General features: G+C 48.4%; 18 protein-coding genes. 6 read left to right on the top strand and 12 right to left on the bottom strand.

The features are described 5' to 3' along the window. The 10 genes from D9Y29_RS25845 to D9Y29_RS25800 all read right to left on the bottom strand — a co-directional run bounded on the left by D9Y29_RS25845 (nt 1) and on the right by D9Y29_RS25800 (nt 9,265). Nucleotides 1–429 carry a transposase gene (locus D9Y29_RS25845; RefSeq protein WP_127133149.1) on the bottom strand — a complete coding sequence of 143 codons (429 nt, stop codon included), beginning with the start codon at nt 427–429 and terminating at the stop codon, nt 1–3. Then, nucleotides 430–1,518, bottom strand: a complete 1,089-nt coding sequence (locus D9Y29_RS25840; protein WP_241238050.1) for a chorismate mutase — start codon at nt 1,516–1,518, stop codon at nt 430–432. It lies immediately after the preceding gene. Nucleotides 1,519–1,609: 91 nt separating this feature from the next. Further along, the gene (locus tag D9Y29_RS25835) at nt 1,610–3,289 is read right to left on the bottom strand and encodes a DEAD/DEAH box helicase (RefSeq protein WP_127133148.1); all 1,680 of its coding nucleotides are present in this window, start codon (nt 3,287–3,289) and stop codon (nt 1,610–1,612) included. 79 nt (nt 3,290–3,368) lie between these two features. Next, the gene (locus D9Y29_RS25830; protein WP_127133147.1) at nt 3,369–3,575 is read right to left on the bottom strand and encodes a hypothetical protein; all 207 of its coding nucleotides are present in this window, start codon (nt 3,573–3,575) and stop codon (nt 3,369–3,371) included. Next, nucleotides 3,572–4,420 (bottom strand): prephenate dehydrogenase, encoded by an 849-nt coding sequence (locus D9Y29_RS25825; protein WP_127133146.1) that lies wholly within the window; start codon nt 4,418–4,420, stop codon nt 3,572–3,574. The genes D9Y29_RS25830 and D9Y29_RS25825 overlap by 4 nt, the downstream gene beginning before the upstream one ends. A gap of 1 nt (nt 4,421) precedes the next feature. Beyond that, a complete protein-coding gene (locus tag D9Y29_RS25820; RefSeq protein ID WP_127133145.1) occupies nt 4,422–5,621 on the bottom strand; it encodes a pyridoxal phosphate-dependent aminotransferase in 1,200 nt (399 codons plus the stop codon). Beyond that, nucleotides 5,618–6,451 carry a prephenate dehydratase gene (locus D9Y29_RS25815; RefSeq protein ID WP_127133144.1) on the bottom strand — a complete coding sequence of 278 codons (834 nt, stop codon included), beginning with the start codon at nt 6,449–6,451 and terminating at the stop codon, nt 5,618–5,620. The genes D9Y29_RS25820 and D9Y29_RS25815 overlap by 4 nt, the downstream gene beginning before the upstream one ends. 390 nt (nt 6,452–6,841) lie before the next feature. Further along, nucleotides 6,842–7,405 (bottom strand): hypothetical protein, encoded by a 564-nt coding sequence (locus D9Y29_RS25810; protein WP_127133143.1) that lies wholly within the window; start codon nt 7,403–7,405, stop codon nt 6,842–6,844. A gap of 143 nt (nt 7,406–7,548) precedes the next feature. Next, nucleotides 7,549–8,367 (bottom strand): N-acetylmuramic acid 6-phosphate etherase, encoded by an 819-nt coding sequence (gene murQ / locus D9Y29_RS25805; protein WP_127133142.1) that lies wholly within the window; start codon nt 8,365–8,367, stop codon nt 7,549–7,551. 43 nt (nt 8,368–8,410) lie between these two features. Beyond that, nucleotides 8,411–9,265: an N-acetylglucosamine kinase gene (locus D9Y29_RS25800; protein ID WP_127133141.1), complete on the bottom strand. Its 855-nt coding sequence runs from the start codon at nt 9,263–9,265 to the stop codon at nt 8,411–8,413. A 141-nt stretch (nt 9,266–9,406) separates the two neighbouring features. On the opposite strand from D9Y29_RS25800, the gene D9Y29_RS25795 reads away from it, so the two are divergent. The 4 genes from D9Y29_RS25795 (at nt 9,407) to D9Y29_RS25780 (ending at nt 14,182) form a co-directional block, all read left to right on the top strand. Next, nucleotides 9,407–10,996 (top strand): S41 family peptidase, encoded by a 1,590-nt coding sequence (locus D9Y29_RS25795; protein WP_127133140.1) that lies wholly within the window; start codon nt 9,407–9,409, stop codon nt 10,994–10,996. 5 nt (nt 10,997–11,001) lie between these two features. Continuing rightward, nucleotides 11,002–11,649 (top strand): YdcF family protein, encoded by a 648-nt coding sequence (locus tag D9Y29_RS25790; protein WP_127133139.1) that lies wholly within the window; start codon nt 11,002–11,004, stop codon nt 11,647–11,649. An 18-nt stretch (nt 11,650–11,667) separates the two neighbouring features. Further along, complete coding sequence (locus D9Y29_RS25785) at nt 11,668–12,489, top strand: hypothetical protein (RefSeq protein ID WP_127133138.1); 822 nt, start codon at nt 11,668–11,670, stop codon at nt 12,487–12,489. A 142-nt stretch (nt 12,490–12,631) separates the two neighbouring features. Further along, the gene (locus D9Y29_RS25780; protein ID WP_127133137.1) at nt 12,632–14,182 is read left to right on the top strand and encodes a BACON domain-containing protein; all 1,551 of its coding nucleotides are present in this window, start codon (nt 12,632–12,634) and stop codon (nt 14,180–14,182) included. 88 nt (nt 14,183–14,270) lie between these two features. On the opposite strand, the gene D9Y29_RS25775 is transcribed toward D9Y29_RS25780, so the two are convergent. Next, the gene (locus D9Y29_RS25775) at nt 14,271–14,630 is read right to left on the bottom strand and encodes a DUF6249 domain-containing protein (protein WP_127133136.1); all 360 of its coding nucleotides are present in this window, start codon (nt 14,628–14,630) and stop codon (nt 14,271–14,273) included. 213 nt (nt 14,631–14,843) lie between these two features. On the opposite strand from D9Y29_RS25775, the gene D9Y29_RS25770 reads away from it, so the two are divergent. Together D9Y29_RS25770 and D9Y29_RS25765 are read left to right on the top strand one after the other, a co-directional pair. Continuing rightward, nucleotides 14,844–15,428, top strand: coding sequence for an RNA polymerase sigma factor (locus tag D9Y29_RS25770; protein ID WP_127133135.1), 585 nt, complete (start codon nt 14,844–14,846; stop codon nt 15,426–15,428). Nucleotides 15,429–15,459: 31 nt separating this feature from the next. Then, complete coding sequence (locus D9Y29_RS25765) at nt 15,460–15,987, top strand: anti-sigma factor family protein (protein WP_127133134.1); 528 nt, start codon at nt 15,460–15,462, stop codon at nt 15,985–15,987. 60 nt (nt 15,988–16,047) lie between these two features. Here the strand turns inward: D9Y29_RS25765 and D9Y29_RS25760 are convergent, their stop codons facing one another. Further along, the gene (locus tag D9Y29_RS25760) at nt 16,048–18,333 is read right to left on the bottom strand and encodes a Tex family protein (RefSeq protein ID WP_127133133.1); all 2,286 of its coding nucleotides are present in this window, start codon (nt 18,331–18,333) and stop codon (nt 16,048–16,050) included. Nucleotides 18,334–18,354: the final 21 nt, after the last annotated feature.

Here is an 18,354-nt window from a genome sequence, read left to right as displayed (position 1 = left end):
CTATAGTTGTACTTTATCGAAAACTTCCAGTTCGCTTTCGAGCGATTTCGTCTTATGGTATTCTTCCTGCCTGCCGATGAAATCACCTACCTGCTTCACTCCTGAAGGGCTTACCGTGTAAGCGGCAAAATTCTCTTCCCATTCGAACGGTTCTGCGAGCAGATTGGAATTGTTGATCCAGTTTGACGCTTCCGTTTTGAGGGCTTTCATTACCTGCAGGAGGTTCTGCGCGGGATGCAATTGTATCAGCAGATGCAGATGATCTTCCACGCCGTTCACAGCCGTTACTTTGGTGCCCTTCGCAGACGCGTCTTGCTGCAGGTGTGCAAACAGTACGGTACGGATGGGTTTCTTCAGTAATGGTTTCCGTTCGTGAACGGTTACGATCACATGAACAAAGAGCCAGATCTTATGGTTGTTGACGACCACTTAAGCGTTCATGATCTTGTTCTGGTGGTTGATACTTTCCATGTGCACAGCGTCGAAATACTTTGTAATGAATTCCTTGCTGAGGCCGAGTTTGTCGCCCTGTTTGAAAGCGCGCTCCAGGATCTCGTTCCAGCGGTTGGTTTGCAGGATGGTGATCTCGTTGTTCTTTTTGTAGAGACCGATCTGTTCTGCCACTTTCATACGCTGTCCGAGGATCTGCATCAGTTCATCATCCAGGTGGTTGATCTGCTGGCGGAGTTTCTCGAGGGCTGCATGGAATTCTTCGGAGGCGGAATCTTCTTTTCTCCAAACGATCTCGTCGAGCATTTCAGCGAGGCGCTCTGGGGTTACCTGTTGTTTGGCATCGCTCCATGCTTTATCAGGGTCGATATGAGATTCGATGATGAATCCGTCGTAGTCGAGGTTCACGGCTTTCTGCATCACGTCCAGGAGGATATCTCTTCTTCCGCAGATATGCGAAGGGTCGTTGATGAAGGGAAGCTCAGGATTGCGGCGTTTCATCTCGATGGCGAGGTGCCACATGGGGGCATTGCGGTATTCGGAGTTACCGTATGCGCTGAATCCGCGGTGGATCAGGCCGATCTGGTCGATACCTGCTTTGGCTACGCGTTCAACAGCACCGGTCCACAATTCGAGGTCGGGGTTGATGGGATTCTTGATCAGTACAGGCACTTTCACACCTTTGAGTGCATCAGCCACTTCCTGTACGCTGAAGGGGTTAACAGTGGTGCGGGCGCCTATCCAGAGCACGTCTACATCGAAGTGAAGCGCATCTTCCACCTGTTTGGCGGTAGCCACTTCTACTGTGATGGGAAGTCCGGTGAGTTTCTTTGCCTGCTGCATCCAGGGGAGGCCCTTGGTTCCGATGCCTTCGAAGGAACCGGGACGTGTGCGGGGTTTCCAGATTCCTGCGCGGAGCATGTTCACTTTTCCGGTTTTTGCGAGACGCTGTGCTGTTTCCAGCACCTGTTCTTCTGTTTCTGCGCTACAGGGGCCTGAAATGATCAGGGGACGTTTCTTCCAGGTTGCCTGCACTGTTTCCTTCATGGTTGTTTCACTAACTGTCATACAATGAATTTGAAAATTTGAATATGTCTGTGTCTTGATTTTTTGTTTTCCAGCCGGCAGACGTATTCAAATTTTCAAATCCTGTTTTGAATTATCGTCTGCTGTCTGCGTCGTTCATTCTGATCCTTCTACCCTTGTAGTTCTTGCCGTCGATAGCGCGGATCATCTGACTTGCTGCACGTTTATCGATTTCGATCCAACTGTTCATTTCCTTCATATCGATCCTGCCGAGCACATCTTTTCTGAGATCGCTCATATCCAGGATGAACTGGAGGAAGCTGGCCTTATAGAATCCGTCCTTGGTGCCAAGATTTACGAAGAGGCGTGCATAATCTCCGCCACCGCCGTACTCACGGCCACGCGTATCCCTGCGTGTTCTGTCGCCGCCGCGCTCGAAACGTCCACGGTCCATTCCGCGGTCCATTCTTTCCCTGCGGGCATCCGGGCGAACGTTGAGGTCTTCCGCATTCTCATAATATTTGAGGAAGCGGTCGAATTCCATGGCAGCAACACGTTTCAGGATCTCCTCTTTGCTCATGTCTGCAAACTTCTCTTCCAGCATGGGAACATAAGTTTCATAGTCGCCATGGCTGATATCGGTTTGCAGCAGTTTATCCATGAAATGGTAGAACTGCTTGCGGCAAACATCCTTTCCGCTGGGGATCTCCAGTTTGTGGAACGGAGCCTGAACGATGGATTGGATCTGGCGCATCTTGCCGGTTTCACGTACATGCACAATGGACATACAGATACCTGTGTTGCCTGCGCGTCCTGTACGGCCGCTGCGGTGCGTATACACTTCCACGTCATCAGGTAACTCGTAGTTGATCACATGCGTGATATCTTTTACGTCGATACCCCTTGCTGCCACATCCGTTGCAATCAGGAGCTGTAAGGTCTTTTCCCGAAATTCGCCCATTACCTTGTCGCGTTGCTGCTGTGTTAGATCTCCATGCAGTGCATCGATATCATAGCCTTCGCGGGTCAGTTTTTCGGCGATCTCCTGTGCGTCTGCCTTGGTGCGGGTAAAGATGATGCCATAGATACCCGGGTTGAAATCGATCAGTCTTTTCAGCGCCTGGTACCTGTGTTGTGCAGAGGTAACATAGTACTGGTGATCGATATTCTTGTTGGCGGTGTTCACCTTTCCTACCGTGATCTCGAAAGGCTCTTTCATGTAGCGTTTGCTAACACGTTTGATCTCCGGTGGCATGGTAGCGCTGAACAGCCAGGTGGCCTCACGGTTAGGGGTATTCTGAAGGATGAATTCGATATCATCCTTGAAACCCATGTTCAGCATTTCATCAGCCTCATCCAGCACCACATATTTGATCTCTTCGAGATTGATCGCTTTGCGTTCGATCAGGTCAATCAGGCGGCCGGGTGTTGCCACCACGATCTGCACGCCTCTTTTCAGTTCCCTGATCTGTTGCCCGATGGATGCTCCGCCGTACACTGCGGCCACATACATCTGGGGCAGGAATTTCTTGAAACCTTCCATCTCGGTAACGATCTGGAGGCACAATTCTCTTGTAGGGCAAACTACCAGCGCCTGGGGGTGTCTCTGTTTCTCGTCTACAAGGTGCAGTAAAGGCAATCCGAATGCGGCTGTTTTCCCCGTACCGGTCTGCGCCAGCCCCACCAGATCTTTGGTGCCGCTGAGCAACACAGGAATCGCTTGTTCCTGAATAGGTGTCGGGTTTTTATAGCCAAGTGCATCGGTAGCCTGTACCAACCTGGCATCTAAACCCAACGCGTCGAAAGTCGTCATAAAGTAAAAAATTTGCGCAAAGGTACTGCATACGGCGGCGATGGCCTAAATTATCCTTCCAAAGAGCTGAAAAGCAATGCTAGCGCAGCAAAAAGAACGCAGCAATGCCCAGGCATAAGAGCCCTGCTGCGAGATTCACCCACAGCTTATAGTTTTTCCCCAGGGCCAGCTCCATCCTCTCAGACTTTGCCGATCCCCAGAATAACCATTTTGATCTTGTAATTGCCAGGTAGAGGCAGATAATGCCGAACCCGGCAAAGAACAGGGTATCGAAATTCCAGTTCATTTGATGATCCTCCTGATTTTATTGGCCTGCTCGATCAGTTCCTGCAGGTACTCGAAGTTCTCCTTTTCCAGGCAGGATTTGAATTTCCGGAGCTGGCTGATATGTTCGTTCAGCACATCCAGCACATGCTCCTTGTTCTGCATGAAGATCGGCACCCACATGGCGGGATTACTCTTGGCCAGTCTCACAGTACTTTCGAAACCACCACCGGCCAGTTCAAAGATGGCATCTTCCTCCTTCTCTTTTTCCAACACTGTATTGGCCAGGGCGAAAGATGTGATATGCGAGATATGGCTCACGTAGGCCGCATGCATATCATGACTGTCAGCATCCATATAACTCAGTCGCATGCCCAGCTGACGGTACACGTTCTCGATGATATCCACGATCACGGGATCGCTTTTCTCTTTTTCACAGATCACACAGGTCCTTCCGGTGAATGCGTCCTGCACCGCAGCTTCCGGACCGCTGTACTCTGTACCCCACATCGGGTGTGTGGCCACGAAGCGATGACGCATCGGATGATCCGCCAGTGATGCACAGAGTACAGATTTGGTTGAGCCTGCATCCACCACTATTTGTTGATCGGTCACCAGGTCCATGATCTGATTCATCACAGGGATGGTGGTATCTACGGGGATGGCAACGTAAATGAGATCGCTGGCGCGGACGGCGTCTTCGAGACTCATGGCCTCATCTATCAGTCCGAGTTCAATTGCTTTGTCTGCACTGGATTTGGTACGGCTGACGCCGATCACTTTTTTGGTGAGGCCGAGGTTCTTCAAAGCCAGGCTGAAGGATCCGCCGATCAGGCCCACACCTACTATGGTAACTGCATTGAACATGCTATGCCGTAACTTTTGCTGTTGTTAAAAAATGCTGTACGCGTTCGATGCTCTGCTGCAGTTTCTCTTCACTGCTGCAGAGGCTTACACGCACATATGGATTGCCGGCATTGCCGAAGATGCCGCCGGGTGTGATGAATACATTGGCATTGTACAACACTTCATCGCTGAGTGCAAAGCCATCCCTGGATCCCGCCGGGATCTTCGCCCACACGAACATGCCTGCCTGGCTTTCATCATATACACAATTCAGTAGCGTAAGCAGCTCGAACACTTTCTTGCGGCGCGCGCGGTAGATGCTGTTCACCTGATCATACCATTCTTTCGAAAGACCAAGCGCAGTAGCAGCGGCCAGTTGCAGAGGCAGGAACATGCCACTGTCCATATTGCTTTTGAAACGAAGCACTTCATCGATGCGTTCTTTGGCGCCGCAAAGTGTGCCAACTCTCCAGCCGGCCATGTTCTGGCTTTTGCTGAGACTGTTCAGCTCCACTACGCAATCCTTCGCACCTTCCACACTGAGCAAGCTGGTTGGTTCATCATTCAATATGAAGCTATATGGATTATCATGACAGATCAGAATATTATGTTGTTTTCCAAAAGCCACCAGCTGCTTGAAAAGCGATGCTTCAGGCAATTTACCGGTCGGCATCTGCGGGTAGTTCACCCACATCAGTTTCACTGTACCCTTACCCTGTTGGTTAAGCGCAGTTACTTCTTTTCCCAATTGCTCCAGGTCCGGGAACCAGTTGTTGGCTTCCGTTAGCTCATAGGGAACAGTGGTTCCGCCTGCGAGTTTCACGGCGCTGCTGTAGGTAGGATAACCGGGATTGGGAATGAGGGCCATATCACCAGCATCGAGGTAGGTCATGCAGATATGCATGATGCCTTCCTTGCTACCGATCAGCGGCAGGATCTCCGTATCAGGATTCAGCGATACTTTGTACCAGGTTGCATACCAGTCTGCCACTGCCTTACGCAGCACAGGAGATCCTTTGTAAGATTGATAAGCATGCACATTGGGTTTGGCGCTTTCCTGCTGCAGGGTTTTGATCACGTCCGGATGCGGCGGCAGATCGGGAGAACCGATGCCGAGGTTGATGATCTGTTTACCTTGTTGATTGAGGCCATCTATTTCCCTCAGCTTTTGAGAGAAATAGTATTCACCAATTCCTTCTAATCTTTTCGATGTAGTTATCATACGATCGCTTTGCCTTTTTTGTAAACACCGTATATTTTGAGTTCGGTGGTGATGGGTTTGATCTGGCCGATCACGGTTTCGAACTGGTCAAGGGTATCGAATTCCATGTCTGCATGAAAGCTGTACTGCCAGTCGCTTCCCGGAATAGGGAAACTCTGCAGTTTGCTGAGGTTGATGCCGCCATCTGCGATGCGGGTGAGCACGCGGGCCAGGCTTCCCCTGCTATGGTCTGTATTGAAGTTCACCGATGCTTTATTGGCGTCTGCTACAGTTTCGGCTATATCTTCCCGTTGGATCACCAGGAAACGCGTGTAATTGCTTTTCATGGTGTGGATATTGGGAGCTATCACATTCAGTTCAAAAAGGTCGGCCGCCAGTTTGCTGGCGATGGCCGCAATATGTTTGCTTTTATGCTGATGGAGTTTTTTGGCGCTGAGCGCGGTGTCTTCTGTTTCCACCAGCTTCCAGTCGTATTTGTCCAGGTATTCCAGGCATTGCTGGATGGCCATATGATGACTGTGAACTTCGCGTATATCTTCCAGTTGTACTCCGGGATTGACAAGTAGATGTTGTTTGATGGGAAGGTAAACTTCTCCTACCACACGGAGATTGCTTTTCTGTAATAAGCTGTAGTTGGGGAGGATACTGCCGGCGATGGAATTTTCGATGGCCATTAAGCCTCCATCGGATTCCTTTTTATTACCTGCGATCTTTACTACTTCGCGGAAGGTTGCGCAGGGTATCACTTCCACATCCTTTCCGAAGTATTGCTGGGCGGCCACCTGGTGGAAACTGCCTTCGTATCCTTGTATCGAGACTTTTGTTGACATAATGGACTGATCTGAAACGATTAGTAAAAACAAAAGTCCCGGCTTTTGGCCGGGACTTCTTATGTTGATTTTTTTATCTCCTAATTTGTTTTCAACAAAAGCATTCCCGGCCTCGTACTAAAATAGTAAAAGCTAAAATAAAAGAAACCGTATGCCTTGTTGATGTTCATTGAATCAAAAGTAATCACAAAACCTGAAATGCAAAATAAATTTTTGGAGAAATAGAAAGATTTATGGTGAACAAGTGTTCGTTGTTACTTACCTATAAACTGCTGAATTCCGCTACTGGAGCGGGGTGAAGCCAGTCGCTCGCCTCCGGCGACGCGGTGTTCGCCGGAGGCGAACAATTATAAGTCACTCGCCAGAGGCGAGCGACTGGCCACACCCTGATTACTCAAGGCGCTTCTGCATCTGCTCATCAATTTTTTTGAAAAGATGGAATGGTTTATAGGTTCGCCAGTTATCAAGCTCCATTAATTCAAAGAAGCGATGTAGCTTGGCCCTTTTGAAATCGTACTGTGTTTGTTCGGGCATATTGAGGATCACTACCCAACCGTTCTCATCGGTTACTTCATCAAACCATTCCTCATAGTATTCTTTATCGGAGCTATGGAAGTTGAGAACATTCTCTGCAATGAGAATGAATTTGTTGATGCCTTCATAGATCAATGGATCAGCCACTTCGCGTTTGAGCTCCATGATATCGTTCTCGATGGCATCGTTCCACTCTCCTATCAGTTCTATCACAGCATAGTGTTCTTCATAATCTGCCATCAGCACTTTGAGGTACATGGTGCGGCTTCCAAAATCATCCCATTGCGGATGGATATAATAATTGTAAATAGTTTGAGTGAATTCAAACTCCGAATATACGCGACCGTAGAACGGAGACCGTTCATCCTGCTCACTTGTATAGATGTGACGCCAATTGTAAAATGGTTCTATATCATGCATAACTGTATACAATTTACGGTCATGCGGGCGCCCTTTCCAAATATATTTTTGTGAAAAAAAATGGAATGCGGTGAGTGTCGCCGGAGGCGACGGAATACAGGTCACTCGCCGGGAGGCGAGCGACTGCCAGCAGTCGTAAGTATTTATTGCAGGGAATCCATGGCTTTCTTTACACTGCCATATTTTAGCAGCAATTGTTTTGCCTGCTCATAATCAGTGATGCCCGCCTGTTCCATCAACATTTTGGTGCCACGGTCCACCAGTTTGGCATTGGTGAGTTGCATGTTCACCATTTTATTGTCTTCCACTCTTCCGATCTGGATCATCACGGAAGTGGAGATCATATTGAGAACGAGTTTCTGTGCAGTGCCGCTCTTCATGCGGGTGCTACCGGTAACGAATTCGGGACCTACCACTACTTCAATGGGATACTCCGCAGCTGCGGCCAGTGGCGTGCCTGCATTATTGGTGATACAACCGGTGATGATTCCACGCTTTCGCGCTTCATTCAACGCACCGATCACATAAGGTGTAGTGCCGCTGGCTGCAATGCCCACCACTACATCTTTATCACTGACCTGGTGTTTTTCCAGGTCGAGCCATCCCTGTTCCCAACTGTCTTCTGCATGTTCGATCGGTTTCTGGATCGCTTCCTGTCCGCCGGCGATGATGCCAACCACCAGGCCCTGCGGGAGGCCATATGTGGGCGGGATCTCGCTGGCATCCAATACACCGAGCCTGCCGCTGGTGCCGGCGCCAATATAAAAAAGACGGCCACCGGCCAGCATTTTATCACTTATGCTGGTCACCAGCTGCTCAATCTGGGGAATGGCCTTGGCCACAACCAGCGGAACCTGCTGGTCTTCTGAATTGATGTTGGTGAGCAAATCACGGATGCTCATTTTTTCCAGGTGCCTGTACGGCCCTGATTGCTCCGTGACCTTATTGAAAGCCGCTGACATGATTGAAGGTTTCTTTTCTAAAAACGGGCCGGTTCTTAAAAAATTATCCGATATGGTACTTGATAAGGCCTGCCATCGGTGTCTTCAGCACCTTTCCCAGCTCAAATTCGTAAGCATGACAAAGTTGCTCCAACACGTCTTTGAAAGCAAAACCCACGCTGCCTACAAAGTGGATCGGCATCTTCCAGCTTTCTCCCAGTTTGCAGAGATGGGTAAAAAAGAAATCATTGAGTCCGTCTTCGATGATATTCTCGATCATGTAATGGTCGCGGTTCTCTGAAAGGAACATGGAAAAGGAAGCCAGGTACCTGTTGGGGAAAGGCTTTTTGTACACGTTATCGAGGATCTCCGGGGCGGAGGTATTGTATTTTTGTTCGAACCGGTATTTCAGGTCTTCATCGAAAGTGCCATAGAGATAATATTGGATCACTTTCTTGCCGAGATAGGCGCCACTGCCTTCGTCGCCCAGGGCGTAACCCAGGCCCGGGCTTATTTTCACGATCTTTTTGCCATTGTAATAGCAGGTATTGCTGCCCGTTCCCAGGATGCAGGCGATGCCTTTCTCGTTCTGGCAGGATGCGCGTGCAATGCCCATCAGGTCGTGGTCCACTTCAATGGGCTTCACTCCTTTAAATACGCGGGTCAGAGCTGTTTTCACCGACTTCGCGTTCACGGGATTGCTGCAACCGGTGCCGTAATAGTAGATTGCTGTAATGGATTCCAGTTCCGCTTTTTTGAAACCGGGCAATAATTCCTTCCTGACCACTTCTTCGATCTGGTCTGTATTCAGAAAATAAGGGCTGATACCCTGTGTGAATACCGTTTTCGTCTTTTTGCCTTTTCCAGCCAGGGCCCATTCCGCCTTGGTAGATCCACTATCTGCTATCAATATTGCCATAAAACTTCATTTAATCTTCGGCCCGGGAGCCATCGCTCCTACCATTTAACAACCGTTCAACGAAGGTAAAGCGCGGAATTGAGAATTAATTATGAACTTCGCCCCGAAATTTGGAAAATTTAATATTTAAGTGACCCTTGCATGAAGAAATTACAGGTATGGCTCCCATTGCTCTTTTCGATTGTGCTGATCGTTGGAATGTGGATCGGATCCGGGCTCAGGAAGAATATTCCCTTCTCCCGCGGACTCTTTGAATCCGCCCGCCCTTCAACCATCCAGGAAGTGATGGACCTGATCCACCTGCGCTATGTTGATTCAGTTAGTGCAGACTCCCTGAGCGATGATGCCGTAATGGCGATGCTCGGCCATCTGGACCCGCACTCCATCTATATCCCGGCCAACCGCCTCGCAGCAGTGAATGAAGATCTCCAGGGTAATTTCGAAGGCATCGGCGTGGAATACTTCATCCTCGGCGATACCGTTTATGCCAGCAATGTACTGGCCGATGGACCAAGCGATAAGGCAGGCATCAAAACCGGCGACCGCTTCCTCAAAGTAGACGACTCTGTAGTTACCGGCAAAGACATCAATGGCGACAAGATCCGCAAACTCCTACGCGGCCCTTCCGGCTCCAAAGTGAATATCACATTGCTGCGCGATGGAAAGCAGGTGGCCACCACCGTTACCCGTGGCATGATCCCCCTGTACTCCGTTGATGCATCCTATATGCTCGACAGCACTACCGGTTATATACACGTGAATAAATTCTCCGGCACCACTTACGAAGAATTCATGGCCGCCATGGAAGAACTCCAGAAAAAAGGATTGAAAAAACTCATGCTCGATCTCCGCGATAACGGCGGCGGCATCCTTGGTGAAGCCATCGATATGGCCGATGAATTCCTGGACGATGATAAACTCATCGTTTATACGCAGGGAAGTCATTCCAAAAAAACTGAATACCGTTGCAAACGCCCGGGCCTTTTTGAGAAAGGTGAACTGGTGGTTTTGATCGATGAGAACTCCGCTTCCGCCAGTGAAGTGCTGGCAGGTGCATTGCAGGACTGGGACCGCGCCACCATCGTAGGCCGCCGCTCTTTCGGTAAAGGACTGGTGCAGGAACAATACGAGCTGAACAATGGTTCTGCCCTGCGCCTCACCGTTGCACGTTATTATACTCCGCTTGGTCGCAATATCCAAAAACCCTACAGTAATGGCAGGGCTGCTTATCGCGAAGAGCTGGACCACCGCTTCGAGAACGGGGAAATGCTCCATGGTGATACAGCCACCACACATGAAGGTCAACAACAATACAAGACGAAAAAAGGAAAGATCGTGTACGGCGGCGGTGGCATCACACCCGATGTATTCGTACCCTACGATACAACTTCATTGTCAAGGGAAACCTTTCAACTGCTCAGCACCCCAGCTTTCAGCAGGTTCATCTTCACTTATTTCATCCAGCACAGGGATTATTTCAAACAATTCAAATCCCCGCTGGAGCTGGCACAAGGGTTCAATCCTGAAAACGGCGCTTATGCCAGCCTGGTAGACTATGCAGCGAAGAACAATATCAACCTGCAAAATATCCCCGCAAGGGATAAAGACGAACTGAACAAACGTATCCAGACCTGGATGGCCAGGCAGATCTGGAGAATGGAGGGATATTATGAAGTGAACAATTATTTCGATAATGAAGTGAAGAAAGGAAAGGAGATCCTGAAACAATAACGGTTATGATCACCCCGGAAATCGTTTTGCTGGCCCGTAAGCTCTGGGATTATCACCGGATGGGACAAGCGCTTTCCAAAGCGGACTGCATTCTCGCACTCGGAACCCAGGATACCCGCGTGGCGGAGCGGGCTGCAGAACTCTTCCACCTGGAATATGCACCACTGATCGTTTTTTCGGGAGGACTCGGTAAGATCACCGCTTCCATCTGGACGCAATCCGAAGCAGAACGATTTGCTGAAATAGCCATCAGCAAAGGCGTCCCGGAAAACGCTATCCTCATTGAGAACAAAAGCACCAATACCGGAGAGAATATTCTCTTCACACAAAAACTACTGCAGGAGAAAGGGATCGAAGTGAAAAGTTTTATCGTTGTGCAGAAACCATATATGGAAAGACGCAGCTTCGCCACATTCAAAAAACACTGGCCGGAAAAAGAACTCTATGTTACTTCTCCGGACCTATCCTTCGATCAGTACATCGTACCCGAACTGCCCATGGAACTGCTCATCAATTCCATGGTAGGCGATCTCCAACGGATCAAACTCTACCCTGAAAAGGGCTTCCAGATACACCAGGATATCCCGGAAGATGTGTGGGCGGCATTTGAAGAATTGGCTGCACTGGGCTTCAACAGGTTCCTGATCAAATAACTTACTTATCTTATTGCTATGAAATATTTACTCGTACTGTGGATCCCATTCCTGTTGTCTGGCTGCTTCTCAATTCCAGACAAAAAAGAGATTGAAGAAAAGTTGAAAGAGCTGGATGAATTGACTTCAGACGACTATCTGTACACAGATTCCAAAAACACTTTACTGGTACATCTGATCAGCGCAGACAAGATCCGATTGGAAAAAAACAGTACTGTAATCCTCCAATCAGGAGATAGTTCCATTCGCACCTATATGGGTAAGTATGAAGATAACCTCAAGTCAGGTGAATGGCGTTATCAAACCCGGTTGATTGGTAGAACAACTATCACCTGGTCTCCTTATATGATCGGTAAATTCATCAGGACCAACCTCCCTGAACGCGGCACCACAACTGTTATTGACGCAAATACAGAAAAATATAAACTCACCGTCAAAGAGGATTCCATCACCATCCTCTTTCATGCAGACACATTATCTGCACAAGTAAAGCGCAGACCTTATGAAGACCTGGTAGCAGAGCAAATGCTAAACAAAGGGTACAAACTGAGTTCAACAGAAAGCAAACTGTTGCAAGACAACAGCAATATAATTGCTATCACCAGCATGAAATTTGTTAAAGGGACTGAAAGGATCTTATACAAAACAGCCTATGCCGTATTGAAGAATGGCTATCTCGCATACGCCATGCAGTATGACCCAAAAAACCAGCTAGCAGCAGAACTCCTGTTCGATGGCGTACTCACCAATATATTCATGGATGGAGAACGGTTCTATTATCCATTCAGAAACAAAGAAGAACCCTCTAAAACCGAAACGGATTCAACCTACCCGGAATAAATGTAAGGCCGGGCCTCTCTTTTATATCGTCCCCATAATTCAACATTACATCTTTGTATTCCATCATCTGGTAATGCCTTAACATTTTTGCACTCTTACTTGAAACTAACTTGCCGCTCATAACAACTATTATTAAGAGCGCATGAAAAAGATTTTCCTTGTATGGATGGCAGGTACAATATTATTATTGAATGCCTGCAGCAAAAATGATTCAACCGCAGAACCCACTCCGGAGAACAAAGATCTCACGATCCTCGGCCTGGTGGATTTCGTGGCGGAATTCCCGATCACTGCAACCGGCGGCTGGACGGTTGAGATACCTGCAGACGCCGACTGGCTGGAGGTTGACAAGAAAATCGGAACGGGCGATGCCACACTACAGTTCAAATGCACCAAAGCCAGTACCGGCACAGCATTACAGGCTGTGGTAAAAGTAATACTCAATGGAAGGATCATCCACCTTACTGTGAAGCAGGAAGCTTTCTACACCAGCGCCGGTACTTCCATGTTTGGCGGCGAAAGCTATGATGATATCGGGAAAATACTTCCCACAGCTGATGGCGGTTATATCATGGTAGGCGCCACAGCCAGCCGAACAGGCTTGTTCAATGGCAATCCCGATCCCGGCATGACAGAAGCCTTCGCCATCAAATTCAATGAAGCAGGTACGGTTGTCTGGAAGAAATTCTATGGCGGTAACAGGAATGATGAATTTTCCGGCATCGCTCCTACAAAAGACGGAGGTTTTGTGATTGTTGGCAGGTCCGCCAGCAATACCGGTGCATTTGCCGGCAACAAAGGAGGCCCCGATATCTGGGTACAAAAAATAGATAAAGACGGCAACCCCGGATGGATGCGTTTATTTGGCAGCACCGACCAGGATTCCGGAGGCGATGTACTGGTACTTGATGATGAAACCATTATCGTCAGCGGTGTTGGCGGCGGCAATAATCATGATTTCGCAAGTACACATGGCGGAGATGGAGATGTCTGGATCGCCTGCCTCGATAAAGATGGTAACACCAAATGGAAAAAATGTTACGGCGGTTCCGATTATGAATCCGGAAGGGTCAAACTCATTCCTTCATCAGACGGTAATTTCATTTTCTCGGCCTTTACGCAAAGTACAGACGGAGACCTGGAAGGTGTTACAGGTGGAGGCGAACAGGACGGCTGGCTCTGCAAGATTGATGACCATAGCAATGTACTCTGGTCTAAAAAGATCGGAGGCTCAGGAGATGATGTGATCGTTGCCATGATCCCAACAGATGACGGCGGCGCACTGATAGCCGGCGGAGCCGGAACAGGCAATTTCTATGGAGCAACCATCACAGACAACCGGGATGGTTTTGTAATGAAAGTAAATGGCGAAGGTGTAAGGCAATGGTCTACCACAGTGAACGAAGGGGCCAACGAATCTTTCCTGAGCCTCACCAGGTACAAAGGCAATAGCATTGCAATCGCAGGAAGTCATTATTCTGAAGCCGGACTGGATGGATTGCTCTGTTTCATGGATGGTACCGGAAAAAAATTATGGACAAGGAAGATAGCAGGAAACAATACCGATGTGATCAACAATATAATCACACTCAAAAATAATTCGGTTGTAGGTGCAGGTTATAGCACCAGCACCGGCGGAGACATTCCAAAGAATGAGGGAGACTTCGATATATTTTTCCATAATTTCCGGTAAGCTATTTTTATAATACTGCAAAAGCCCGGTGATATCCATCCCGGGCTTTTGCATGTTACGGTCTACTTTATCGATTGCTGTATGCTGATCAGTTGCTGTTCCTGTTATCCAAAGTTTCCTTTTTCTCGATCCTGTAAGAGAGGATCAGACCAAGACCTCCGAAGATGCCGATCAATGCAAAATACATGGCAACATAAGCGCCGGTTTCATCCTCACTTAAATTAAACACCTTTGAAACCTGGATCAGGAAGGAGAGAAAAAGACCGATACCTGCTCCAACCATCAGCAATCCCCATTTCAGGTTCTTATACGGTGCAGGACGGTATTCTTTAGGGTTCAGCCCCTTTTCAATCATGACCAGGTTCTCCTTTCGCCACATGTAAACGATGCCAAACAAACATCCGAACATTGAAAGGAACAAAACGACTGGGACTAATGTAGCTTCCATAAAACTGTCTTTATTATTTAAGTTGATTGTTTCCTGAATGATCTGACGCCATATTCCTTTCCCGGGTTACAGCGCTTTGAAAGTTTTTTTCCGGCGGCGCTCATTCAGGAACTATGACTACTGCCATCTCCACCGGGTTACAGCTTTTTCTTTTTTATTTATTTGTACCTTACCTGTAACATGAGAAGAGCTATTGTAGTCTAATACCTTGCGATGAATATTGCACAGCTTGATACAGAGATCATTAGCAGGGTTCTTCAGGGAGAAAAGGCCTTATTTGCCGGACTGGTGAAGAAGTACCAGAACTTCGTTTTCACCATCGCCGGCCGGTACGCCTCCAACCGTGAGGACGCGGAAGAGATTGCCCAGGACGTATTCGTAAAAGCCTACAAGAACCTGGCAGACTTCCGTGGCGACGCAAAATTCAGCACATGGTTGTATACCATTACATCAACCACCTGCATTTCCTTTCTTCGTAAAAAGAAACTGGCTGTGCATTCGCTGGACCAGGAACATGTATTTGAACTGGCAGACAGGCAGGATTCCGGATTCCGCGCCAACCAGGTGGAGCAGAAATCACGCACCAATATGGTGAACCAGGCCATCCAGCTACTCAGCACGGATGATGCAAAGATCATTACACTTTTCTATAAAGGAGAACAAAGCCTGGAAGAGATCGGCTCCATTATGGGAATCGATCCTAATACCGTGAAAGTGAAACTGCACCGCGCCAGGCAAAGGCTCAGGAATAAAATGGAAGAACATTTTGCAGAAGAAGTGAAGAACATCGCAGACTGATAACAATATTGATCAAACATAAAAGGCATATATGAACAAGCCTGAAAACATGGAAACGAGATTGTGGGATTATATCGATGGGCTCAGCAATGAGCAGGAACGCTCCTTTGTAGCCAGGCTGATCGAAGAGAACAGCGCATGGCGCAACAAATACCATGAGCTTCTCGATATCCACCAACTGATGCAACAGAACATGGAACTGGAGGAGCCTTCCATGCGTTTCTCACAAAATGTGATGGATGCAATCGCCCATGAAAAGATCGCACCGGCTGCCAGCAGCTATATAAAAAAATCGGTGATCCGTGTGATCGGCGCATTCTTTTTACTCAGCATCGGGGCCTTATTGGCGTATATGATTGCGAAGATGGACTGGAATACAACAGGAAGTCAGGCTTCCCCTATTCAATTGCCTGACCTTAATCCCGGCAAATACCTGAACAATTCCGTTCTGTATGGAATGGCTATTGTAACTGTAGTTCTCTGCCTGGCAATGTTGGACAATACACTCAGGAAAAAGCAAAAATCGGCGACCAGCCGCTCGCCGGATGCGAGCAAATAGCCGTCACTCGCGGGGACGCGAGCGACTGGTCCCCGATTAATTGTAAAAGATCGTTTATACTTAGTCGTTGAATTTCTTTTTCAGTTCTGCCAGCTTGGCCTGGAAAGGATTCAGCGGCTCCGGTTTTTTGGGTTGGCTTTTTTGCGCTCCACCACTACCGGTGTTGCTTCTGCGCTCTCCGCCACCTGCTCCGGATGGTCTGCCGCCGCCCTTGCTGCTGTCTTTCATGCTCAGGCTGATCCGCTTGCGGGCTACATCCACTTCGGTTACGGTCACCGTTACTTTCTGGTTCAGCTTCACCACTTCATTGGGATCACTGATATAAGTATTGCTCATCTGTGAGATATGCACCAGTCCGTCCTGCTTCACGCCGATATCAACAAAGGCTCCGAAATTGGTGATATTCGTAACGATACCGGGCACTACCATACCGGGCTTCACGTCCTCGATGGCCTTGATGGTATCTTCGAAGCGGAACTCTTCAATCTGCGCACGGGGATCACGACCAGGCTTTTCCAGCTCTTTCAGGATATCCTCGATAGTGAACTCACCGATCTTTTCAGAAATGTATTTTTTTCGATCGATCTTTTTACGAAGTTCGGCCTGCTTGATCAGCTCTTCAGGTGTTGCGCCGAGATCCTTACTCATCTGCTCCACCACGAAATAACTCTCAGGGTGAACCGAAGAATTATCCAGCACATTCTCCGCGCCGGGAATACGCAGGAAGCCCGCACATTGCTCGAATGTTTTGGGTCCCATCAGGGAAACCTTCTTCAGTTCTTCACGGCTCTTGAAAGCGCCGTTCTTTGCACGGTATTCAACAATATTTTTTGCGAGTGTATTGCTGAGACCCGAAACGTATACCAGCAGGTGTTTGGAAGCAGTGTTCACATCAACACCTACATAGTTCACAGCGCTCTCTACTACCCTGTCCAGCGCATCTTTCAGCTTGGTCTGGTTCACATCGTGCTGGTATTGTCCAACACCGATAGATTTCGGATCGATCTTCACCAGTTCGCTCAGCGGGTCCAGCAGTCTCCTGCCGATGCTCACAGCTCCACGAACAGTTACATCCTGATCAGGGAATTCTTCACGCGCCACTTCGGATGCGGAATAGATCGATGCACCACTTTCATTCACCTGGAATACACTCACGGGTTTACCGAAATCGATACTACGCACCAGTTGCTCTGTTTCACGACCAGCAGTTCCATTACCGATACCGATAGCTTCGATATCATATTTATCTACCAGGAATTTCAATTCAGCAGATGCTTTGCTCCACTCATTCTGTGGTGGATGGGGATAGATGGCAGTGTTGTACATGAGATTACCCTGCGCATCCAAACAAACCAGTTTACAACCGGTACGAAAGCCGGGATCCAGCGCCAGTACGCGTTTGCTGCCGAGCGGAGAAGCCAGTAACAACTGACGGAGGTTCTCCGTGAACACCTGTATGGCTTCATCATCGGCTTTGTTCTTGCTAATGAGACGGAATTCGTTTTCGATAGATGGTTTCAGCAGGCGGTCGAAAGAATCTTCCACTGCTTTCTTCACTTCGCCGGCCAGCGGGCTTGAACCTTTCACGAAGATCCTGTTGAGATCATCCACAGCAGTCTGCTGATCGATATTGATATCCATCACCAGGAAGCCTTCTTTCTCTGCGCGGCGGATGGCCAGGATGCGATGGGAAGGGCTGTCCGCCAATGGTTCATTGAATTCAAAATAATCGCGGTACTTCTGCGCTTCTTCTTCCTCTTTTTTGCTGGTCAGCACTTTGGAGGAAAAACTGGCAGTTTCTGTGAACAGCTGACGCACTTTGTTGCGCGCCTGCTCATGTTCGGATACCCATTCCGCAATGATATCGCGCGCACCCTGCAAAGCCTCTTTGGAATCCTTCACCTGCTCATTGAGATACTTCTCAGCTTCTGCAGAGAGGTCTTCATTACCCTGTTCAAAGATGAGTTTGGCGAGTGGTTCCAGACCTTTTTCGATAGCCTGCGTAGCACGGGTTTTGCGTTTGGGTTTATAAGGAAGATAAAGGTCTTCCAATTCAGTGGCATCAAAGCAATCATCGATACGTTGTTTCAGTTCCGGCGTCAGCTTACCCAAACCGTCGATGGTTTTGATAACAGTATCCTTGCGTTTGTCAAGCTCATTGAAATAGTTGATCTGTTCCACCACATTTCCGATGGCCACTTCATCCATATTATTGGTGGCTTCCTTACGGTAGCGCGCCATGAAGGGAATGGTTGCGCCCTCGGCATTGAGGTCGAAAACGTTGTTGATCTGTTTGAGGGTAAGATTCAGTTTCTCCGCGATCTTTTGACTGTACTTAGGTTCCATGGTAAATGTTGATTTAACGAA

The organism is Pseudoflavitalea rhizosphaerae (genome assembly GCF_003991355.1).
Taxonomy (GTDB): domain Bacteria; phylum Bacteroidota; class Bacteroidia; order Chitinophagales; family Chitinophagaceae; genus Pseudobacter; species Pseudobacter rhizosphaerae.
The sequence above is the reverse complement of the archived record's forward strand: the minus strand, read 5'-3'. Positions and strand labels throughout refer to the sequence as shown.

Coding starts and splice junctions, on each gene's coding strand:
- D9Y29_RS25770 (WP_127133135.1), top strand. CDS start 14,844: ATGAATATTGCACAGCTTGATACAGAGATCATTAGCAGGGTTCTTCAG.
- D9Y29_RS25815 (WP_127133144.1), bottom strand. CDS start 6,451: ATGTCAACAAAAGTCTCGATACAAGGATACGAAGGCAGTTTCCACCAG.
- D9Y29_RS25775 (WP_127133136.1), bottom strand. CDS start 14,630: ATGGAAGCTACATTAGTCCCAGTCGTTTTGTTCCTTTCAATGTTCGGA.
- D9Y29_RS25780 (WP_127133137.1), top strand. CDS start 12,632: ATGAAAAAGATTTTCCTTGTATGGATGGCAGGTACAATATTATTATTG.
- D9Y29_RS25760 (WP_127133133.1), bottom strand. CDS start 18,333: ATGGAACCTAAGTACAGTCAAAAGATCGCGGAGAAACTGAATCTTACC.
- D9Y29_RS25820 (WP_127133145.1), bottom strand. CDS start 5,621: ATGATAACTACATCGAAAAGATTAGAAGGAATTGGTGAATACTATTTC.
- D9Y29_RS25835 (WP_127133148.1), bottom strand. CDS start 3,289: ATGACGACTTTCGACGCGTTGGGTTTAGATGCCAGGTTGGTACAGGCT.
- D9Y29_RS25825 (WP_127133146.1), bottom strand. CDS start 4,420: ATGTTCAATGCAGTTACCATAGTAGGTGTGGGCCTGATCGGCGGATCC.
- D9Y29_RS25785 (WP_127133138.1), top strand. CDS start 11,668: ATGAAATATTTACTCGTACTGTGGATCCCATTCCTGTTGTCTGGCTGC.
- D9Y29_RS25795 (WP_127133140.1), top strand. CDS start 9,407: ATGAAGAAATTACAGGTATGGCTCCCATTGCTCTTTTCGATTGTGCTG.
- murQ (WP_127133142.1), bottom strand. CDS start 8,367: ATGTCAGCGGCTTTCAATAAGGTCACGGAGCAATCAGGGCCGTACAGG.
- D9Y29_RS25800 (WP_127133141.1), bottom strand. CDS start 9,265: ATGGCAATATTGATAGCAGATAGTGGATCTACCAAGGCGGAATGGGCC.
- D9Y29_RS25790 (WP_127133139.1), top strand. CDS start 11,002: ATGATCACCCCGGAAATCGTTTTGCTGGCCCGTAAGCTCTGGGATTAT.
- D9Y29_RS25810 (WP_127133143.1), bottom strand. CDS start 7,405: ATGCATGATATAGAACCATTTTACAATTGGCGTCACATCTATACAAGT.
- D9Y29_RS25840 (WP_241238050.1), bottom strand. CDS start 1,518: ATGACAGTTAGTGAAACAACCATGAAGGAAACAGTGCAGGCAACCTGG.
- D9Y29_RS25830 (WP_127133147.1), bottom strand. CDS start 3,575: ATGAACTGGAATTTCGATACCCTGTTCTTTGCCGGGTTCGGCATTATC.
- D9Y29_RS25765 (WP_127133134.1), top strand. CDS start 15,460: ATGAACAAGCCTGAAAACATGGAAACGAGATTGTGGGATTATATCGAT.